Raw genomic sequence first — 18,944 nt, 5'->3', positions numbered from 1 at the left:
CGCCCTCTGGCTCAGGAGTTTCAGCAATCATGACCGTCACAAAACCGGAAATCGTCATCACTTATTGCACGCAATGCCAGTGGCTGTTGCGTGCCGCGTGGCTGGCACAAGAGCTGCTCAGCACCTTCGGCGATGACCTCGGCAAAGTGTCACTGGTGCCGGGCACCGGCGGGATATTTCACATTACCTGCAACGACGTACAGATCTGGGAACGCAAGGCCGACGGCGGCTTCCCCGAGGCCAAGGTGCTCAAGCAGCGGGTGCGCGACCGGATCGACCCTGACCGCGACCTCGGCCACAACGACCGTACTCAGTGAGAGGCGGCTTCGGCCGCGACGGTTTTCTTGTCGCTGCTGCCTGACATCCGGCTCGACACCACGATCGCAACGATGATCAGCGCGCCGCCGATCAGCATGCGCAGGGTCGGATCTTCATCGAACAGCAGCCACGCCACGGTAATCCCGTACACCGGCTCCATGGCGAACACCACTGCGGCGGTGCGCGCCTTGATTACCGCCAGACTGGCGACGAACAGACTGTGGGCGACGCCGGTGCAGAACACCCCGAGCAGACCGATCCAAAACCAGTCGATGGCGCGCACGTCGCTCAGTTGCGGCGCTGCCACCGGCAGCAGACACAACGCCACCACCACGTTCTGACACAACGCTGCCTGCACCGCCGGGATGCGCCCGGAACTGGCGCGGTTGGTCAGGGACAGCAGGGAAAACAGCAGGCCGGACAGGATCGCCCAGAGCAGGCCGGTGGTCGCGCCGCTGGCCAGATCGAACGCCGGCGTCACCAGTACCAGCCCGACACTCACCAGCACCACCAGCACGATTTCATTGATGCGGATGCGTTCGCGGAAGATCAGCCCTTCGAGGATCACCGTGAAGGCCGGGAAACTGGCGAAGCCCAGGGTCGCGATGGCAACGCCCGCGACCTTGACCGCAATGAAGAAACTCACCCAGTGGCCGGCCAGCAGCACACCGCTCAGGGCCAGTCGCCGCCAGTCGACGGCCTGCAGTTTCTGCCAGCCGCCCTGTTGGGCGAAGCGGGCGAAGAACGCCAGGGCCAGCACGGCAAACGCGGCGCGCCCGAACACGATGACGGCGGGCGTTGCGGCCGCGAGTTTGCCGAAGACGCCGGTCAGGCCGAACATCAGTGCGCCGATATGCAGGGCGCCGAGGGCGGTACGGGGAGTCATTGCAGTCCTTTTTCCAAACACCATTACAGGCACACATTGAAGCGTGTCACGGCGCAAAAGTCTGTCGGCAGGCTATCGACTTTTGTCGTCAGCCTCGCGTCGCAATTGTGTAGGAGACGTACCGAACTCACGCAGGACGGCGGCCGAGAAAGCACTCTGCGAGCTGTAGCCGACGCGGCTGGCCACTTCACCGACGGGCAGTGTGGTGTTGCGCAACAGCGCCACGGCTTTGTGCAGCCGGCGACTGCGAATGTAGTCCATCGGTGTCTGCCCGCATTCGGCGACGAACCGCGCATGCAGCCGGGCGCTGGATAATCCGGCGACGCGCGCCAGATCCGCCACTTGCAGCGGATAGGCCGCGTACTGCTCGATGTGCGCATCGAGTGCCGCGTAGGGCAGGCGGCGCGCGACGATTTCGGCGGGTGGCACGTGGTTCAGGCTCGCCAGCAGCAGCACCGCGCCTTGTTGCGCAATCAACGGGTCGTCCACCGGACTGTTCGCCAGCCAGTTGACCAATTGACCTTGCCCGGCATCCAGCGACAACCGCGCGGCGTTGTCCAGCAGGCGACGGCTGGCATCGGCGTGATCGCCCAGCGAGCGCGCCAGCCATTGTTCGTCCGGCACATCCAGCACCAGACAACGGCTGCCCTTGGGACTGCCGCACGCGTGATGCGCGCCGGCGGGGATCACCACGAAGCTCTGCTGCAATACCTGGCTGCCACGTCCTTCGACTTCGAAATCCAAAGCGCCGGACAGGCCGAACACCAGTTGCGCGTGGTCGTGGCTGTGGGCGATCAGGTCGTGGCTGTAATGGCGCAGGGTCAGGATCGGTTGCATGGCGGTCTCCGGGCGAGCTGCCAGTCTACACCGGCGCAGGGGCGACGCGTTTGTCACACGACTGACGCACACCTGTCATGGTCGATTAACCGGGCGCGCGCACAGTGGCGAAAACATCGCAGAGGGTTGCCCATGACCAGCGCCGAGCTCGCCAGACCCAGCCGTAAACAACGGGTTCGCACCCTGTGGATCTCCGACGTGCACCTGGGCACGCGGGATTGCCAGGCCGAGCATCTGTCGCAATTTCTCAAGGGCTATCACGCCGACAAGATCTACCTGGTCGGTGACATCATCGACGGCTGGAAACTGCGCGGCGGCATGTATTGGCCCCAGGCCCACACCAACGTGATTCGCCGTTTGCTGACCATGAGCAAGCGTGGCACCGAGGTGATCTACGTCACCGGCAACCACGACGAATTCCTGCGCCGCTATTCGAAACTGATTCTGGGCAACATCCAGCTGGTCGACGAGGCAGTCCACGTCACCGCCGATGGCCGGCATCTGCTGGTGATTCACGGTGACCAGTTCGACGTGATCACCCGTTACCACCGCTGGCTCGCGTTCCTCGGCGATTCGGCCTACGAATTCACCCTGACCCTCAACCGCTGGCTCAATCACTGGCGGGCGAAATACGGTTATGGCTACTGGTCGCTGTCGGCCTATCTCAAGCACAAGGTGAAGACTGCGGTCAGCTTCATCAGCGACTTTGAAGAAGCCATCGCCCACGAATGCGTGAAACGCGAGTTGCACGGGGTGGTCTGCGGACACATTCACCACGCCGAGATCCGCAAGGTCGGCGAGGTGGACTACCTCAATTGTGGCGACTGGGTGGAGTCGTGTACGGCGCTGATCGAGCACTGGGACGGCACGATCGAGCTGTATCGCCTGGCCGATGCGCAGGCGCGAGAGGCCGAGTTGAAAGCGGCGAAGGTTGCCGAGCTGGCTTAGAAAAGATGTGTGTCGTTTTTTGCTGGCCTCATCGTCGGATCGCCGCCCGGGGCAAGCCCGCTCCCACAGTGGTCGAAGGTGTACGTAGCCTTTGTGTACACCCCAAAAACCTGTGGGAGCTGGCTTGCCAGCGATGAGGCCGGTGCAGACAACATCAGGCCGGGGTGTGTTCTTCCATTGCCGCCTTGTAGATCGAGTTCTTCGGCTGGGCGAACAGCCTTTCCATCATCGGCTCGAAGAAGCTCAGCGGCAGGGTGTCGTACTCGGGGTCGAACGCCGCCGCGTCGTATTTGGCGCAAAACTCCGCGGTCGCCAGAAACTGCGGGTGGTCGCTGAATTGCTCGCGCAGGTGCCGATCCATGCCCAGGTGATGGAAGAAGTAATAGCCCTGGAAGATCCCGTGCTTTTCCACCATCCACAGGTTCTCGGCGCTGACGAACGGCTTGAGGATGGCGGCAGCGATGTCCGGGTGATTGTAGGAACCGAGGGTGTCGCCGATGTCGTGGAGCAGGGCGCAGACCACGTATTCCTCGTCGCGCCCGTCGCGAAAGGCGCGGGTGGCGGTTTGCAGCGAATGGGTCAGGCGATCCACCGGGAAACCGCCGAAATCGCCTTCGAGCAGTTTCAGGTGGGCCATGATCCGGCCCGGCAACTGACGGGCGTAGGCGCTGAAATCCGCCGCAATGATCGCCCAGTCTTCCTGCGTGCCGTCCTTCATGTGGGTGAAACGGGCATTGGCATTCATCGGCAATCCTCTTGGTCGGAATTTCTAGAACGGCACGCGGCCCAGGATCATGTCGCGGTACATGACGAAGTCGCCGAGCAGGCTGTAGAACGGGTGCTGGAAGGTGGCCGGGCGGTTTTTCTCGAAAAAGAAATGGCCGACCCAGGCAAAGCTGTAGCCCGCCAGCGGCAACGCAAGTAAAAGCAGCCAGGCGCCCTTGGCGATGGTCAGGGCGAGGATGAAGATCACCAGCGTCGTGCCGATGAAATGCAGGCGACGGCAGGTGCTGTTGCTGTGCTCGCTGAGGTAATACGGATAGAACTCGGCGAAGCTGTTGAAAGGCTTGAGGGTTTCCACGACTGCGATCTCTGTGGCTATTGTTCTGATTGCAAGTTGTTCGGCGGGTAGCTTATTTGAGTCTAGAGTGATCGTTGGCGTCGGCCAGTGACAATCGGCGCCACTTTACTATCCTTGGGAAATCGGCCGTAGTATGCGGCTTACCATGTCATCCAAGAAAAAACGCCATGAGCGAAAGAACGACTTCTGCAAGCTGGGCGATGGGGATTGTCAAAGCACTGGAAATGGACGGCCTGGATTGTCGGGTTCTGTTCAGACAGCTGGGGCTCGACTACGCGGCGCTGGAGGATCCGGACGCACGCTTCCCACAGGATTCCATGACCCGACTCTGGCAACGGGCGGTCGAGCTGTCCGGGAATCCGGCGATCGGCCTGAACATGGGCAAGGTGGTGCGGCCGGCTTCGTTCCATGTCGCGGGCTACGCGCTGATGTCCAGCAATACCCTGGCGGAAGGTTTTCAGCGTCTGGTGCGGTATCAGCGGATCATCGCCGAAAGTGCCGACCTGAGTTTTCGTCTGCTCGACGAAGGTTATGCGCTGATTCTGACGGTGCATGGCGATCACCTGCCGCCGACCCGCCAAAGCGCAGAAGCCTCGCTGGCCTGCGCACTCGCGCTGTGCGGCTGGCTGACCGGGCGCACGCTGCACCCGCGCAAAGTGCTGGTGCAGGGCGACGAGCCGGATGATCTTGAACCCTACAAACAAGCCTTCCATGCACCGCTGGTGTTCAACGCGCCGTATGACGCGCTGATCTTCGAACGGGCCGACATGGAAGCGCCGCTGCCCACCGCCAACGAAGCGATGGCGCTGCTGCATGACCGGTTTGCCGGGGAATATCTGGCGCGTTTTTCCGAAAGCCGCGTGACCCACAAGGCGCGTCAGGTGTTGTGCCGCCTGCTGCCGCAGGGCGAACCCAAGCGCGATACGGTGGCGCAGACCCTGCACCTGTCGCAGCGCACCTTGCAACGTCGTTTGCAGGAGGAGGGCACCAGTTTTCAGCAGTTGCTCGATGACACCCGCCGCGAACTCGCCGAGCAATACCTGGCGCAACCGAGCATGACCTTGCTGGAGATTGCCTATCTGCTGGGGTTTGCCGATCCGAGCAATTTCTTCCGCGCCTTCCGTCGCTGGTTCGACACCACGCCCGGCGATTACCGGGCGCGGTTGCTGGAGGCGCCGAAGGCGATCAGTGACGCCAGAACGCCGGAATACACAGTACAAACACCGTAATGATCTCCAGTCGGCCGAGCAGCATGCCGAACGACAGAATCCACTTGGCCGCATCCGGCAGGCTGGCGAAGTTGCCGGCCGGGCCGATGGTCTCGCCCAGGCCCGGGCCTACGCCGGACACGGTGCTGGCGGCGCCGGTCAACGCGGTCATCCAGTCCACGCCCAGCAGCGACAGCAGCAGGGCGATCACGCAGATGGTGATCGCGAAGAAGAACGAAAAGGTCAGAATCGACCGGACGATTTCTTCGTCGAGGCGATGACCGTTGTACTTCTGCTTGATCACCGCTCGTGGGTGAATCAGCTGGTTAAGGTTGGCCTTGAGCAAAATGTAGGCGACCTGGAAACGGAAGATCTTGATCCCGCCCGCCGTCGAACCGGAACAGCCACCGACGAAGCCCAGATAGAAGAACAGCATCAGCGAGAAATTGCCCCACAGGCTGTAGTCCCCCAGCGCAAACCCCGTGGTAGTGACCACCGACGTCACGTTCAGCGCCACGTGGCGCAGCGCGTCCAGCCAGTGCAGGTTGGTGGTCCACCAGTACCAGGTGCCGAGCACCAGCCAGGTCGCCAGCAACATCCCGAGCAAACCCTGCACCTGTTGATCCTTGATCAGCGCCCGACGGTTGCCGCGCAGTGTCGCTACGTACAGGGTGAACGGCAGGCTGCCGAGAATCATCACCACCACCGCCACCCAGTGCACCGCCGGTTGCGTCCACTTGGCCAGGGACTGGTCGGAGGTGGAGAACCCGCCGGTGGAAATCGCTGACATCGCGTGGTTGATCGCATCGAACGGGCTCATCCCGGCCCACCAGAACGCCAGGCTGCCGAGAATCGTGATGCCGACGTAGGCTGCCACGATCAGCCGCGCCACCATGTGCGAGCGGGGCATGACCTTTTCCGAGCGGTCCGAGGATTCGGTCTGGAACAGCCGCATGCCACCGATGCGCAGCAGCGGCAGGATCGCCACCGCCATGCCGATGAAGCCGATACCGCCGATCCAGTGCAGCAGCGAGCGCCACATCAGGATGCCGGGGGACATGTCGTCCAGATGGTTGAGTACGGTCGACCCGGTGGCCGTGATGCCGGACATGCTTTCGAAGAACGAGTCGGTGTAGCTGATGTGCTGGGTCAGCAAAAACGGCAGCGCGGCGAAAATGCACACCACCAGCCAGCTGCTGACGGTCAGCAGGTACATGTCCCGGGGGCGCAGGTGAATGTGTTCCGGGCGGCCGGGAATGACCAGCGCGAGGCCGGCGACGAAGGTGATCATGCTCGCCCAGAGGAACGACGGCAGATCGCCGGTGCGCTCGAAAATCACCAGGGTGGCCATGGGCACGACCATGGCGACGGCCAGGGTGATCAGGAAGATGCCGATGATGAAACCAATGATCCGTAAGGTCGGCAACGCCATGAAGTCCGCTCGGGCTGATGTGGGAAGGGCGCCATTCTACCTGCGGTGCAAGGCATGTAAACCGACGCGTCTGGATCACTTGCAGCTAGAATAGCCGGACATTTTTTTCAGGAGGTGGCCGATGCAGGCTCTCGACGCTTTGCTCAACCGTGTTTCCGTTCCACGACTGATCGATCCGGCCCCCACTGCCGCACAGCGCGAAGTGCTGTTTGCCGCCGCGACCCGTGCACCGGACCACGGCCATTTGCAGCCGTATCGCTTCCTGACCGTCGAAGGCGCGGCGCGTGAGCAGATGGGCGAGTTGCTGGCCGAAGCTGCACAGATGCAGGAAGGCGAAGTCACCGAAGCGATGATCGACAAGGCACGCAACGGCCCGCTGCGGGCGCCGCTGGTGGTCGTGGTCATCGCCAAGTTGCAGGATCACGTCAAATACCCCAAGGCCGAGCAGTTGCTGGCCGCAGGTTGTGCGGCTCACGGGATTCTGCTGGCGGCTTACGCGCAGGGGATTGGCGCGGTGTGGCGCACCGGTGATCTGGCGTACTCGAAACATGTCGCCAAGGGTTTGGGCCTGACGGATGACGAAGAGGTGATTGCCTTCCTGTACCTCGGCACGCCGCAGAAAGAACCGCGGGTGGCGGAGAAAGTTGATCTGGTGGAGTTTGTCAGCGCGTGGTCGGGTAAAGCCTGACTCCATCAGGGCTGAACAACAGCCCCTGGCTCCAGCGGTAATTCCAGACTGGCCACAAATCCGCCCTGCGGGTGATTGGCGAGCACCAACGTCCCGCCATGCCGCTCCGCTGCCCGCCGGGCTATCGCCAGCCCCAGGCCATGGCCGGCAGCGGTCTGTCCCGGTGCCCGATAAAACGGTTCGCCCAACTGGCTCAGGTGCTCGGCCTGCACCCCGGGCCCATGGTCACGCACGCTGATCACGATCCGTTCGCCCTGACGTGACGCCTGCATTTCAATCGACTGCCCGACCGGGTTGAAGCGTTGGGCATTGCGCAGCAGGTTGTCCACGGCGCGTTCGATCATGGTCGGCCAGCCTGTCAGATTGAGCGCCGGCTCGGCCTCCAGACGCACGGTCTGCTCTGGCGAACCCAATTGAGCGTCTTTTTGCAGCGTGGCGAGCAGGGCATTCAAATCCACCTCTTCGGCGCTGGCGTTGTCGGCATCGACTCGCGCCAGCACCAGAATTTCACTGATCAGCGCTTCCAGGCGATCACACTCGCGGGTCAGGCGCGGCCAGAGTTTTTCCCGTTCTTCGGGGCTTGCACGTTCGGCCAAAGCCAGGGCGATACGCAGCCTGGCCAGCGGTGAGCGCAATTCGTGAGACACGTCGCGCAACAGTTGGCGCTGACTGCCGATCAGACTTTGCAGGCGTGCGCCCATGCGGTTGAAGTCATTGGCCAGCACGCCGAATTCATCACGACGGTTGGCCAGTTGCGCCAGGCTGTTCTGCTGATAGGTGGTCTGGCCGAGGTCATGCACCGCGCCGCGCAAACGGCTGAGCGGACGGGTGATGGAAAAGGTCACCAGCAGGCTGAACAGGGTCAGCACCACCAGCGCGATGCCCAGCGCACTCAACGGCCAGAGCAGGCTTTCGCGGTGCCAGGCGTCGAGTTCCGGGTGCGGGATGCGGTAGATGAAGAGGTAGGTGTCGCCGCTTTTGTCGCTGGTGAATTCGTCGGTCAGTCGGCGCCAGGGCAGGCGTCGGTCATCGTTGTTCTGCCGCGCCTCGAAGGCGGCCGCGCGCCGGGGGAAGGTGCCGCGCACTACCGGGTCGCCGCTTTCGTTCAGCACCTGCACGTCGATGTGGTACTGGCGTTTGCGCTGTTCGAGGATGTCCTGGGCGGCGTCTTCGCCCTGGGCTTCGTAGGTCTGCGTCCATTCGGCAGCCAGGGTGTTGAGGCCCGGATGGCGGCTGAGGATCCAGGCGTCCTGGTTGAGCATGTGCCCCAGCAGAATGGAAAGCCCTGCAACCAGAGCGATGGCCAGCCAGAAGCTGGCGAGGATACGCCAGAACAATGAACGCACAGAAAATCCTCAAACAAAAACAAATCTAATGTGGGAGCGGGCTTGCTCGCGAATGCGGGGTGTCAGTCACTGATGATNCCCGCTCCCACATTTGAATTGAGTGGCAACAGATCCGACGGCGTTTAGCCGTCGGGTCCGGGGTTACTGCATTATTGCGCCTTTTGCGGCTGTTGCGCTTTCCAGGCTTTGAACTCGGCCCATTCGGCGCGACGTTCGGCCCGTTTCTTCTGGATCTCGTCGAATTTCTTCTGTTGATCCGGTTTCAGCACGGCGCGAACATCGGATTCGGCTTTCTTGTGGTTGGCCGCCATCTCGTCCTTCATGGCTTTCTGGTCGGCTGGCGAGAGTTTCTCCAGGTATTTTTCGACCGTCTGTTTACGCTCGTGCATCTGCTCGCCCATGATCTTGCGGATCTGCTCGCGCTGTTCGCGGGACAAGTCGAGCTGGCTGTACGGGCCTTTGCCGTGCATGCCGTGCATCTGACCGCCATGGCGCGGGCCGTCCAGCGGGCCACCCATCGGGCCGCCATCCTGTGGCATGGCCATGGCGACGGTCGGCAGGGCAGCGGCGAACATCAGAGCGATAAGAGTCTTGCGCATGGTGAATCTCCTTTGTCTCGTTCCCGGTACGTTCCGGATGAGTACAGATTACGGAGATCAAGGTCAGCGGCGGTCAGCGCTGTGTAAAGCTTGGGTAAACACGTTTTCGCGCCGACCTGACAAAACTGACAGACGATCAGAGGCTGTAGTAGTAGCCACGGCTGCGCAGGGCCACGATGCGCGGGCGGCCGTCGGGGTGCGGGCCGATCTTTTTGCGCAGGTTGCTGACGTGCATGTCCAGGCTGCGGTCGTACAGGGTCAGCTTGCGGCCGAGGGCGATCTGCGCCAGTTCCTGTTTGTCCAGCGGCTCGCCCGGTTGCTTGAGCAGGGCTTCAAGCAGACGGCTTTCGGAGACGGTGAGGGTGAATTCCTTTTCGTCGATGCTGACCACGCCGCGCACCGGGCTGAAGCTCAGGTCGCCCAGTTCGAGCTGGGTCGACACGGCGGCCGGATGACTGCGGCGCAGCACGGCGCGCAGGCGGGCGGTCAGTTCGCGTGGATCGCAAGGTTTGGCCAGGTAATCGTCGGCGCCCAGTTCCAGGCCGAGAATTCGGTCCAGCGGCTCGCCCCGGGCCGAAAGCATCAGCACCGGCAGGTCGGCATGATCGCTACGCAGTTGCTTGAGCAGTTCCAGACCGCTGCCGTCGGGCAGCATCACGTCCAGCACCACGGCCGCCGGCGCGGTTTCGGCCAGCGCCTTGCGGGCACTCTGACCATCGTGGCAGGCCCGGACCTGAAAGCCTTCCTGGCTCAGCCAGCTACTCAGGAGTTCACACAACTCCTGGTCATCATCAATCAGTAACAGCTCGCTCATGACTCACTCAATTTAGCCATTGCCGACGTTTTCGGCTTGCTCCACTGGCAAAGATACCGCAGAGCAGCGCCAATAGCGCTACCCCGGCCCCGGTGACGAACCATTGCTGCTGTTCGGTCAACAGGCGCGGCAGCGGGCTGGCCTGGGCTTCCTTGAGTTGCAGCTTCAGACGCTGGTTCTCCTGGCGCAACCGGGCGAGCTGGGCGCTTTCGCGGGTGTTGTCGGCATTTTGCAGTTGTTTGCTCAGTTCTTCCCGTTGCTGCTCGCTGGCCTTCAGGCGCTGCTGCAACTCGGTGATCTGGCTGCCGGCGCTCAATGAAAGCGGCGTGGAGCTGTTGCCTTCGGTGCTTTCTTCACCATGGGCGGGCGCCATGATCGACAACGTGACCAACATCAGACACAACGGACCCTTGCGCATCGCGACTCCTGTTTCCAAATGGATATTGGGCAGGTTGTCGGCCGGCAAACGAGAATAATGAGCGATTGAGAACGCGATGAACCGACAAGGTTCATCGCGCTGAGGGCTTTTGCGGGGGAGGTTACGGCAGGACTTGCTTGAACGGCTTCACGACAACATTGGCGTAGACGCCGGCGGCGACGTACGGGTCGGCATCGGCCCAGGCTTGCGCCGCGCTCAGGGAGTCGAATTCGGCGACGATCAGGCTGCCGCTGAAACCTGCTGCGCCCGGATCATTGCTGTCGACCGCCGGGTGCGGGCCGGCCAGCACGATGCGGCCTTCGCCCTTGAGCACTTGCAGGCGTTCAAGGTGTGCCGGGCGCGCAGCGAGGCGGGCTTCCAGGGAGTTGGCGACGTCGGTGGCAATGATGGCGTAGTGCATGTCAGTCCTCGGTTTTTGGCGTTGTGGTATCGGCGTCGTGCAGGTGACGGGACAGGTAGATGCCCTGACCGACCAGGAACAGCACGGTCATGCCCAGGCTGCCGAACACCTTGAAGTCCACCCAGATGCTCTGGAAGGTGAAGGCGACGAACAGGTTGGCGGCCCCGCAGAACAGGAAAAAGGCGATCCAGGCGATGTTAAGGCGGGTCCAGACCGGATCCGGCAGAGTCAACGCGTGACCCATGATGCGCTTGATCAGCAGGCGGTCACCGATGAAATGGCTGCCGATGAAGGCCAGGGCGAACAGCCAGTTGACCACCGGGGCTTTCCATTTCAGGAAGGTTTCGCTGTGAAAGGCCAGGGTCAGGCTGCCGAACACCAGGCAGGCGATCAGGGTCAGCCATTGGCTCTTCTCCAGCTTGCGCTGCTTGATGAAGAGCGCGCCGTACACCACCAGGGAGCTGATGATCAGCATGGCGGTGGCACTGTAAATGCCGCCTACCGTCAGTTCATGGCCGGCAACGTCGACGGTGCGTGGATCGAGTTTGTAGACGATGAAGAACAGCAGAAGCGGGATGAAATCGATGAATTGTTTCACAGTGAGAGCCAGAAGCTGGATGTGGCGGCATAATAACAAACATATGGGCGCGCGATAGCGCCAGCTGATTTGAGGTAACACATCCCCGTGAATGTTGATTTGCACTGCCACAGCACGGCCTCCGATGGCGCCCTGGCGCCTGCGGCACTGGTTGCGCGTGCGTTCGAGAACGGCGTGCGAGTCCTGGCCCTGACCGACCACGACACCCTCGAAGGCCTCGCCGAAGCGCGCACGGCCGCCGAGGGGCTGGGCATGCAACTGGTCAACGGCGTCGAATTGTCCTGCACTTGGGGCGGGGCGACCATTCACGTGCTCGGCTATGGTTTTGACGTCAATGCCGCGCCGTTGGTCGAGGCGATTGCGAAGTTGCACGACGGCCGCTGGCTGCGGTCTGAAGAAATAAGCCGCAAGCTCGCCCTCAAGGGCATGCCGAATGCGCTCGACGGCGCGCGGCAGATCCAGCAGGAATTGGGCGACAGCGGCAACGCGCCGGCCCGCCCGCATTTCGCCGACTGGATGGTGCGTGAAGGTTTTGTAAAGGATCGCGCCGAGGCGTTTCGTAAATGGCTCGGCGCCGGCAAGCTGGGGGACGTCAAGCAGCATTGGCCGACCCTGGAAGACACCGTCGGCACGTTGCGCGCCGCCGGCGCCTGGGTCAGCCTGGCGCATCCGTGGCACTACGATTTCACCCGCAGCAAGCGCCGAAAGCTGATTGCCGACTATATTCAAGCGGGCGGGCATGCGATCGAAGTGGTCAACGGTCATCAGCCTGCGGAACAGGTGGGCAGCCTTGCCATCCTTGCCCGTGAGTTCGGTCTGCTGGTCAGCGCCGGCAGTGATTTCCATGGCCCTGGTGGCTGGTCCGAGATCGGCCAGTACCGGCCGGTGCCGGAGGACCTTCCACCCCTGTGGGGTCGGTTCAAACATGACCCAGTTATTGCCGCCGTCTGAACAGGTAGAGAATGTGAGTCAATTTTTCCAGATTCATCCGGAAAACCCGCAAGCGCGCCTGATCAAACAGGCGGTCGAGATCATCCGCAAGGGCGGAGTGGTGGTCTATCCCACGGACTCTTCCTACGCAATCGGCTGCCAGATCGGCGACAAGAACGCCATCGAGCGCGTTCGACGCCTGCGTCAGCTCGACGAGAAACACAACTTCGCGCTGATCTGCAGCGACCTGTCGCAACTGGGCAATTACGCCAAGATCGACACCGGGACGTTTCGAATCCTCAAGGCCCACCTGCCGGGGCCGTACACCTTCATTCTCAACGCCACCCGCGAAGTGCCGCGCCTGTTGCTGCATCCGAAGAAGCGCACCATCGGTCTGCGGGTGCCGAGCCATCCGATCGCGCTGGCGCTGCTGGCCGAACTGGGCGAGCCGTTGATGAGCGTGACCCTGATCATGCCGGGCGATGAAGACCCGTTGAGCGACCCGTACGAAATGCGCCAGTTGCTCGAACATCAGGTGGATCTGATCATCGACGGCGGTTCCGGCGGTATCAAGGCCTCCACCGTGATCGACCTCACGGGCGACGATCCGGAAGTGATCCGCGTCGGTTGCGGCGATCCCGCGCCATTCATGGTCGAGGCCTGAATGTCCGCAGTGGAAACCGTTGATCCCCAGGCCGGTGCCCAGCAGGAACTGCCGTTTGCCATGGTCTACGGCCAGGCCGTCACGGAAATGCCGCTGGACCTGTACATCCCGCCGGATGCGCTGGAAGTCTTCCTCGAAGCCTTCGAAGGCCCGCTCGACCTGTTGCTGTACCTGATCCGCAAACAGAACATCAACATCCTCGACATCCCCGTGGCGGAAATTACCCGCCAGTACATGGGCTATGTCGAGCTGATGCAGTCGGTGCGCCTGGAACTGGCCGCCGAGTACCTGGTGATGGCCGCGATGCTGGCCGAGATCAAGTCGCGGATGCTGCTGCCCCGGGCCGAAACCGTCGAGGACGAAGAGGACGACCCGCGCGCCGAACTGATTCGCCGTCTGCAGGAGTACGAACGGTTCAAGGCTGCCGCTGAAGGCATCGATGGCCTGAGCCGGGTCGGTCGCGACGTGATCGTGCCCAAGCTCGATGCCCCGGAAGCCCGCGCGCGCAAGCTGTTGCCGGACGTGGCGCTGGAAGAAATCCTGATGTCCATGGCCGAAGTGCTGCGCCGCGGCGACATGTTCGAAAGCCATCAGGTCAGCCGCGAGGCGCTGTCCACCCGCGAGCGCATGAGCGACGTGCTGGAGCGTCTCAAGGGCGGCGGGTTTGTGCCGTTCATCGAGCTGTTCACCGCCGAAGAGGGCAAGCTCGGGGTGGTGGTGACCTTCATGGCGATCCTTGAACTGGTCAAGGAATCCCTGATCGAGCTGGTGCAGAATGAGCCGTTCGCCGCGATCCACGTGCGAGCCCGAGCCGAATAACGAGTCCCGATATGAACCTGACTGAACCCCGCGAGCTGGCGTCCCTGCTTGAAGCCTTTCTGTTGGCCTCGGGAAAGCCGCAATCCCTCGAGCGCCTGTATGAACTGTTCGAAGAGGGCGAGCGCCCGGAACCGCCGGTCTTCAAGAAAGCCCTGACTCTGCTTGGCAAGTCCTGCGAGGGCCGGGCGTTCGAGCTCAAGGAAGTCGCCTCCGGCTATCGCCTGCAAATCCGTGAAAAGTTCGCACCGTGGGTCGGTCGCTTGTGGGAGGAGCGTCCGCAGCGCTATTCCCGCGCACTGCTGGAAACCATGGCGCTGATCGCCTACCGCCAGCCGATCACTCGGGGCGAAATCGAGGACGTGCGGGGCGTGGCGGTCAACACCAACATCGTCAAGACGCTGATCGAGCGCGAGTGGATTCGCATCGTCGGTTACCGCGACGTGCCGGGCAAACCGGCGATGTTCGCCACCACCAAGGCGTTTCTCGACCACTTCAACCTGAAGAACCTCGACGATCTGCCGCCGCTGGCCGAGCTGCGCGAGATCGAGGCGGAACCGGTGCTCGACTTCGACGACGCTCCGGTGCCACCGGGCTTGCAGGAACTGGCCGACGCCAGCGCCGAGCCGGAAGAACCGAAGGAGGAAACCAGTTTCCACACCCTGCTGCTGGAACTGGACAGCATGGAGGAGGGGATCAAGACCGACTTCGACGACTTGCTGCGTGACGGGGTGGGCGGCGAATCGCTGCCGACCGAGTTTGAATCCGATCCGGTCGAGCCGCCGCACGAGGGTGAGCCAGAACCTGAGTTCGAGCCTGAATTTGAGACTGAGAGTGAGTCTGAATTTGAGCCGGAGCCCGAGCAGGAAGACGATGTACTCGGCGTGGCCGAAGCCCGGGAAAAACTGCTGGCTGCCGTCGCCCGGCTGGAACAGCCCGCGCCGGAACCCGCCGCTGAGGAAGAACTGAGCGAAGAAGAGGCCGAGGCCCGCGCCCTGGCCGAAGCCATTGAAGCCGAACGCCGCGAGTTCGAGGATTGAGCATGAGCTCGACCAAGGACCCGTGCATCAGCGTCTGCAAGTTCAGCGACGACATCTGCCTCGGCTGCGGCCGCAGCAAGCGCGAGATCCGGGCCTGGAAGAAACTCGACAAGGACGACAAGCGCACTGTATTGGCCGAAGCCGCGCTGCGTCTGATCAAGCTCGGGGCCACCGGTCGGCGGAAAAAGAAATAACCTTGGCCTGATCGACTAGTCTCTGATGCGCGCGCGGCCACATCCGCGTATGATTCGCGACCCTTCGGCGATCCCTTCGCCCGAAAACCCAGATTTCAACGTTTCAGCGGCTCAATTCAGCGCCGCTGAACAGACCACACCGGGAGGTGCCCAGATGAGTGACATCAATCAGAAAGACGACCAGGAAATCGGCCCAGCAGGCGAAAAACTGCAGAAAGTTCTCGCCCGTATCGGCGTCGGCTCGCGCCGTGACGTCGAATCCTGGATCGCTGCCGGCCGGATCAAGGTCAATGGCAAAGACGCCACCTTGGGCCTGCGCGTCGACATGCACGACGCCATCACCATTGACGGCAAGGTCATCAAGCGCGAAGAAGCCGCCGAGTCGGTTCGCCGCGTGATCATGTACAACAAGCCCGATGGCGAGATCTGCACCCGTGACGACCCGGAAGGCCGTCCGACCGTGTTCGACAAGCTGCCGCGTCCGAAAGAAGGCCGCTGGATCAACATCGGTCGTCTCGACATCAACACCACCGGTCTGCTGATGTTCACCACCGACGGTGAACTGGCCAACCGCCTGATGCACCCGTCCTACGAGATGGACCGTGAATACGCGGTGCGTGTGCGCGGCGAAGTCGATGACGAGATGATCGAACGCCTGAAGGCCGGCGTGGTGCTGGAAGACGGCCCGGCGCGGTTCACCGACATCCAACAGGCACCGGGCGGCGAAGGCTTCAACCACTGGTATCACTGTGTGGTGATGGAAGGCCGCAACCGTGAAGTGCGTCGCCTGTGGGAATCCCAGGGCCTGGTGGTCAGCCGCCTGAAGCGCGTGCGTTTCGGTCCGGTGTTCCTCAACTCCGACCTGCCGATGGGCCGCTGGCGCGAAATGAGCCAGTACGAAGTCGACGTGCTGAGCGCCGAAGTCGGCCTGACCCCGGTGGCGATGCCGCAACTGAATGCCAAGAGCAAAGACAAGCTCGACCGCATGCAGCGCAAGTCGTCGCGTCCGATGGCCCGTACCGAGCGCGTGCGTACCCTGCGTCCGGCCAACGGTGCGCCGATTGGCGCCGGTCCGCGTCCGGTTCGCGAGCCGCAGATCGAAGGCGAGCGTCCAGGTCGCAAACCGGCAGCGCGTCCGGATGGCGAACGCGGTCCACGCACGCCGCGTCCGGCCAATGGCCGTACCGAGCGTGGCGAAGGTCGCGGTACGCCGGTGGCGGATCGTCCAGTCGACACCAAGCGTCCGTCCAAGCCATCGCCGAAGCGTCCAGGCATCAAGCTGGCTGATGATGACAAGCCGTCGGGCAAGCGCCGTGGCGCACCGGCCGGTTCCGGCCAGCGTCCGGGTTTCGGTCGCAAGAAGCCGGAATAACGCGGTTGTAAGCTTCGAGCGGCAAGCTTCAAGCTGAAAACAGAAACGCCAACCTCAGGGTTGGCGTTTTTTTTTGGACTTTTTATTTCTTTTTTTGGCGTGTTTTTCTTGGTTTAAAACAAAAAACTTAACGCCTTTCAAATAGTTAGCCAGCTAACGTCAATGACCGGACGCCGCTTCGATGGGTCTGGAGTGGAAACTTTACGTTACGCACTGTCAGTGAATGTTTACGAAAAAGCCGCCGCAGTCCCGTGAACCGGCTGCCTTTGTCAGGCTGTAAGGAAAATCTGCCGCAGCCACGCCCGCCGGGCCTTGCGCAGCGCTCTGGCGTGCTTGTTTCAGCGTCGTTTGGAGGGTGAGATGCGCGGCATGCCTGTCGTGCAGGTGCATAACAAGAAGGAGGCGCAATGAACGCCGTAATCCATTTTCACTTCTCCACGTGGGGCCGATTTTCCATCGTCCACGCCGATGGCCTGCAAAGGCCTGACTCAATTTTTGCAGCCGCCCGGGCTTCCCGGGGTGGACACATGCAATCCCGGCAACCGACACGCTGATCCGGCGAGGTCTGGCAGCAGGGGGTTAGCGGTGTACAATGCGCCGCGTTTTAACTGTGACCCTCTGCGTAATCGCGCAAACCTCAAGGTTTATCCGCCTTGTTCACTCCGCCGCGTCACAAGCGTGTCGGGTTCGATTTCGTCACAGATAAAAACAAACAGGTGACGCATGACCGTTGTAAAAAAGCTGAATTCCTGGTGCCTGCGCTGGGGTTTGATCAAGGTTGGCTGAAATCGCAACCTTGCAGCAACGTCTACTGAACATCATCAAACCTTGCGTGAGACCTTTTTCATGAGTGGACAAAACTCGCAATCAGGCGAGCTGAAACGCGGCCTGAAAAATCGCCATATTCAACTGATCGCCCTCGGTGGCGCGATCGGTACCGGACTGTTCCTCGGCTCGGCCGGGGTGCTGAAATCCGCCGGCCCGTCGATGATCCTCGGCTATGCCATCTGCGGCTTCATCGCCTTCATGATCATGCGCCAGCTCGGCGAAATGATCGTCGAAGAGCCGGTGGCCGGCTCCTTCAGCCACTTTGCGCACAAATACTGGGGCGGTTTCGCCGGTTTCCTGTCGGGCTGGAACTGCTGGATCCTGTACATCCTGGTGGGCATGTCGGAGCTGACCGCGGTCGGCAAATACATCCACTACTGGGCGCCGGAGATCCCGAGCTGGGTCACTGCCGCTGCGTTCTTCGTGCTGATCAACGCGATCAACCTGGCCAACGTCAAAGTCTTCGGTGAAGCCGAATTCTGGTTCGCGATCATCAAGGTCGTGGCAATCGTCGGCATGATCGCCCTGGGCAGTTACCTGCTGGTCAGCGGCCATGGCGGCCCGCAAGCCTCGGTCAGCAACCTGTGGTCCCATGGTGGCTTCTTCCCGAACGGCGTCAGCGGTCTGGTGATGGCCATGGCGATCATCATGTTTTCCTTCGGCGGTCTGGAAATGCTCGGTTTCACCGCAGCCGAAGCCGACAAGCCGAAAACCGTGATCCCGAAAGCGATCAACCAGGTGATCTACCGGATCCTGATTTTCTACATCGGCGCACTGGTGATCCTGCTGTCGCTGACCCCATGGGACAGCCTGCTTGAAACCCTCAACGCTTCGGGCGATTCCTACAGCGGCAGCCCGTTCGTGCAGGTGTTCTCGATGCTTGGCAGCAACACCGCCGCGCACATCCTCAACTTCGTGGTTCTGACCGCGGCATTGTCGGTGTACAACAGCGGCACCTATTGCAACAGCCGCATGCTGCTGGGCATGGCCGAGCAGGGCGACGCGCCGAAAGCGCTGGCGAAGATCGACAAGCGCGGCGTGCCGGTGCGTTCGATCCTGGCGTCGGCGGCGGTGACTCTGGTGGCCGTGCTGCTCAACTACCTGATCCCGCAACACGCGCTGGAACTGCTGATGTCGCTGGTGGTTGCAACGCTGGTGATCAACTGGGCGATGATCAGCTTCTCGCACTTCAAGTTCCGCCAGCACATGAACAAGACCCACCAGAAGCCGCTGTTCAAGGCGCTGTGGTACCCTTACGGCAACTACATCTGCCTGGCGTTCGTGCTGTTCATTCTCGGCGTGATGCTGCTGATCCCGGGCATCCAGATCTCGGTGTACGCGATTCCGGTGTGGGTGGTGTTCATGTGGGTCTGCTACGTGATCAAGAACAAGCGTGGTGCGCAACAGGCACTGCACGCAGCGAGCGCAGCCAAGTAAGCGTCGTTGCAAAAACAACAAACCCGGCCAAGTGCCGGGTTTTTTGTGCTTTCGCGGTATCCTGCGGGT

The 18,944-nt window shown here is 61.9% G+C and carries 22 protein-coding genes; 11 read left to right on the top strand and 11 right to left on the bottom strand.

What is annotated here, in order from left to right; all coding sequences use genetic code 11:
- Positions 1–29: 29 nt before the first annotated feature.
- Positions 30–317 carry a SelT/SelW/SelH family protein gene (locus tag ACTJK9_RS13460; protein WP_039765482.1) on the top strand — a complete coding sequence of 96 codons (288 nt, stop codon included), beginning with the start codon at positions 30–32 and terminating at the stop codon, positions 315–317.
- Here the strand turns inward: ACTJK9_RS13460 and ACTJK9_RS13455 are convergent.
- Both ACTJK9_RS13455 and ACTJK9_RS13450 read right to left on the bottom strand, forming a co-directional pair.
- The gene (locus tag ACTJK9_RS13455) at positions 311–1,204 is read right to left on the bottom strand and encodes a DMT family transporter (RefSeq protein ID WP_440814284.1); all 894 of its coding nucleotides are present in this window, start codon (positions 1,202–1,204) and stop codon (positions 311–313) included. The two genes, ACTJK9_RS13460 and ACTJK9_RS13455, sit on opposite strands and share 7 nt — an antisense overlap.
- Before the next feature lie 72 nt (positions 1,205–1,276).
- Positions 1,277–2,041 (bottom strand): AraC family transcriptional regulator, encoded by a 765-nt coding sequence (locus tag ACTJK9_RS13450; protein ID WP_440814282.1) that lies wholly within the window; start codon positions 2,039–2,041, stop codon positions 1,277–1,279.
- 132 nt (positions 2,042–2,173) lie between these two features.
- Between ACTJK9_RS13450 and ACTJK9_RS13445 the strand changes: the two genes are divergently transcribed.
- Complete coding sequence (locus ACTJK9_RS13445; protein ID WP_007958385.1) at positions 2,174–2,989, top strand: UDP-2,3-diacylglucosamine diphosphatase; 816 nt, start codon at positions 2,174–2,176, stop codon at positions 2,987–2,989.
- Positions 2,990–3,143: 154 nt separating this feature from the next.
- Here the strand turns inward: ACTJK9_RS13445 and ACTJK9_RS13440 are convergent, their stop codons facing one another.
- Both ACTJK9_RS13440 and ACTJK9_RS13435 read right to left on the bottom strand, forming a co-directional pair.
- Positions 3,144–3,734, bottom strand: coding sequence for an HD domain-containing protein (locus ACTJK9_RS13440; RefSeq protein ID WP_440814280.1), 591 nt, complete (start codon positions 3,732–3,734; stop codon positions 3,144–3,146).
- A gap of 24 nt (positions 3,735–3,758) precedes the next feature.
- On the bottom strand, positions 3,759–4,070 hold the full coding sequence (locus ACTJK9_RS13435) for a DUF962 domain-containing protein (protein ID WP_041475173.1): 312 nt from the start codon (positions 4,068–4,070) through the stop codon (positions 3,759–3,761).
- Between the two features lie 167 nt (positions 4,071–4,237).
- On the opposite strand from ACTJK9_RS13435, the gene ACTJK9_RS13430 reads away from it, so the two are divergent.
- A complete protein-coding gene (locus tag ACTJK9_RS13430) occupies positions 4,238–5,299 on the top strand; it encodes an AraC family transcriptional regulator (protein WP_011332998.1) in 1,062 nt (353 codons plus the stop codon).
- Here the strand turns inward: ACTJK9_RS13430 and ACTJK9_RS13425 are convergent.
- Positions 5,256–6,710 (bottom strand): TrkH family potassium uptake protein, encoded by a 1,455-nt coding sequence (locus tag ACTJK9_RS13425; RefSeq protein WP_039765494.1) that lies wholly within the window; start codon positions 6,708–6,710, stop codon positions 5,256–5,258. The two genes, ACTJK9_RS13430 and ACTJK9_RS13425, sit on opposite strands and share 44 nt — an antisense overlap.
- Before the next feature lie 121 nt (positions 6,711–6,831).
- Between ACTJK9_RS13425 and ACTJK9_RS13420 the strand changes: the two genes are divergently transcribed.
- Complete coding sequence (locus tag ACTJK9_RS13420) at positions 6,832–7,398, top strand: nitroreductase family protein (RefSeq protein ID WP_440814276.1); 567 nt, start codon at positions 6,832–6,834, stop codon at positions 7,396–7,398.
- A 5-nt stretch (positions 7,399–7,403) separates the two neighbouring features.
- Here ACTJK9_RS13420 and ACTJK9_RS13415 read toward each other — a convergent pair whose 3' ends face one another.
- The 6 genes from ACTJK9_RS13415 to ACTJK9_RS13390 all read right to left on the bottom strand — a co-directional run bounded on the left by ACTJK9_RS13415 (position 7,404) and on the right by ACTJK9_RS13390 (position 11,594).
- Positions 7,404–8,744, bottom strand: coding sequence for an ATP-binding protein (locus ACTJK9_RS13415; protein WP_440814274.1), 1,341 nt, complete (start codon positions 8,742–8,744; stop codon positions 7,404–7,406).
- Positions 8,745–8,893: 149 nt separating this feature from the next.
- Complete coding sequence (locus ACTJK9_RS13410) at positions 8,894–9,343, bottom strand: Spy/CpxP family protein refolding chaperone (RefSeq protein ID WP_085611559.1); 450 nt, start codon at positions 9,341–9,343, stop codon at positions 8,894–8,896.
- A gap of 136 nt (positions 9,344–9,479) precedes the next feature.
- A complete protein-coding gene (locus ACTJK9_RS13405; RefSeq protein WP_007958370.1) occupies positions 9,480–10,157 on the bottom strand; it encodes a response regulator transcription factor in 678 nt (225 codons plus the stop codon).
- A 7-nt stretch (positions 10,158–10,164) separates the two neighbouring features.
- Positions 10,165–10,575 (bottom strand): translation initiation factor 2, encoded by a 411-nt coding sequence (locus tag ACTJK9_RS13400; protein ID WP_039765500.1) that lies wholly within the window; start codon positions 10,573–10,575, stop codon positions 10,165–10,167.
- Between the two features lie 121 nt (positions 10,576–10,696).
- Positions 10,697–10,996, bottom strand: coding sequence for a YciI family protein (locus ACTJK9_RS13395; protein ID WP_440814271.1), 300 nt, complete (start codon positions 10,994–10,996; stop codon positions 10,697–10,699).
- Position 10,997: 1 nt separating this feature from the next.
- On the bottom strand, positions 10,998–11,594 hold the full coding sequence (locus ACTJK9_RS13390) for a septation protein A (RefSeq protein WP_011333003.1): 597 nt from the start codon (positions 11,592–11,594) through the stop codon (positions 10,998–11,000).
- A gap of 87 nt (positions 11,595–11,681) precedes the next feature.
- On the opposite strand from ACTJK9_RS13390, the gene ACTJK9_RS13385 reads away from it, so the two are divergent.
- The 7 genes from ACTJK9_RS13385 to ACTJK9_RS13355 all read left to right on the top strand — a co-directional run bounded on the left by ACTJK9_RS13385 (position 11,682) and on the right by ACTJK9_RS13355 (position 18,875).
- The gene (locus ACTJK9_RS13385; RefSeq protein ID WP_064594281.1) at positions 11,682–12,545 is read left to right on the top strand and encodes a PHP domain-containing protein; all 864 of its coding nucleotides are present in this window, start codon (positions 11,682–11,684) and stop codon (positions 12,543–12,545) included.
- 13 nt (positions 12,546–12,558) lie between these two features.
- Positions 12,559–13,188 (top strand): L-threonylcarbamoyladenylate synthase, encoded by a 630-nt coding sequence (locus ACTJK9_RS13380; RefSeq protein ID WP_108563655.1) that lies wholly within the window; start codon positions 12,559–12,561, stop codon positions 13,186–13,188.
- A 120-nt stretch (positions 13,189–13,308) separates the two neighbouring features.
- Complete coding sequence (locus ACTJK9_RS13375) at positions 13,309–14,007, top strand: segregation and condensation protein A (protein WP_170928268.1); 699 nt, start codon at positions 13,309–13,311, stop codon at positions 14,005–14,007.
- A gap of 11 nt (positions 14,008–14,018) precedes the next feature.
- The gene (gene scpB / locus ACTJK9_RS13370; protein ID WP_221398963.1) at positions 14,019–15,044 is read left to right on the top strand and encodes an SMC-Scp complex subunit ScpB; all 1,026 of its coding nucleotides are present in this window, start codon (positions 14,019–14,021) and stop codon (positions 15,042–15,044) included.
- Positions 15,045–15,046: 2 nt separating this feature from the next.
- Positions 15,047–15,238 (top strand): DUF1289 domain-containing protein, encoded by a 192-nt coding sequence (locus tag ACTJK9_RS13365; RefSeq protein WP_007958358.1) that lies wholly within the window; start codon positions 15,047–15,049, stop codon positions 15,236–15,238.
- A gap of 154 nt (positions 15,239–15,392) precedes the next feature.
- Positions 15,393–16,610, top strand: coding sequence for a 23S rRNA pseudouridine(2605) synthase RluB (gene rluB / locus ACTJK9_RS13360; RefSeq protein WP_007958356.1), 1,218 nt, complete (start codon positions 15,393–15,395; stop codon positions 16,608–16,610).
- A gap of 846 nt (positions 16,611–17,456) precedes the next feature.
- A complete protein-coding gene (locus tag ACTJK9_RS13355; protein WP_064378594.1) occupies positions 17,457–18,875 on the top strand; it encodes an amino acid permease in 1,419 nt (472 codons plus the stop codon).
- The last annotated feature ends 69 nt before the right edge of the window (positions 18,876–18,944 follow it).

This window comes from Pseudomonas sp. 22082 (genome assembly GCF_052046055.1).
GTDB lineage: Bacteria > Pseudomonadota > Gammaproteobacteria > Pseudomonadales > Pseudomonadaceae > Aquipseudomonas > Aquipseudomonas pharyngis.
Note: the sequence above shows the minus strand (reverse complement) of the source record. Positions and strands in the feature narration are given on the sequence as shown.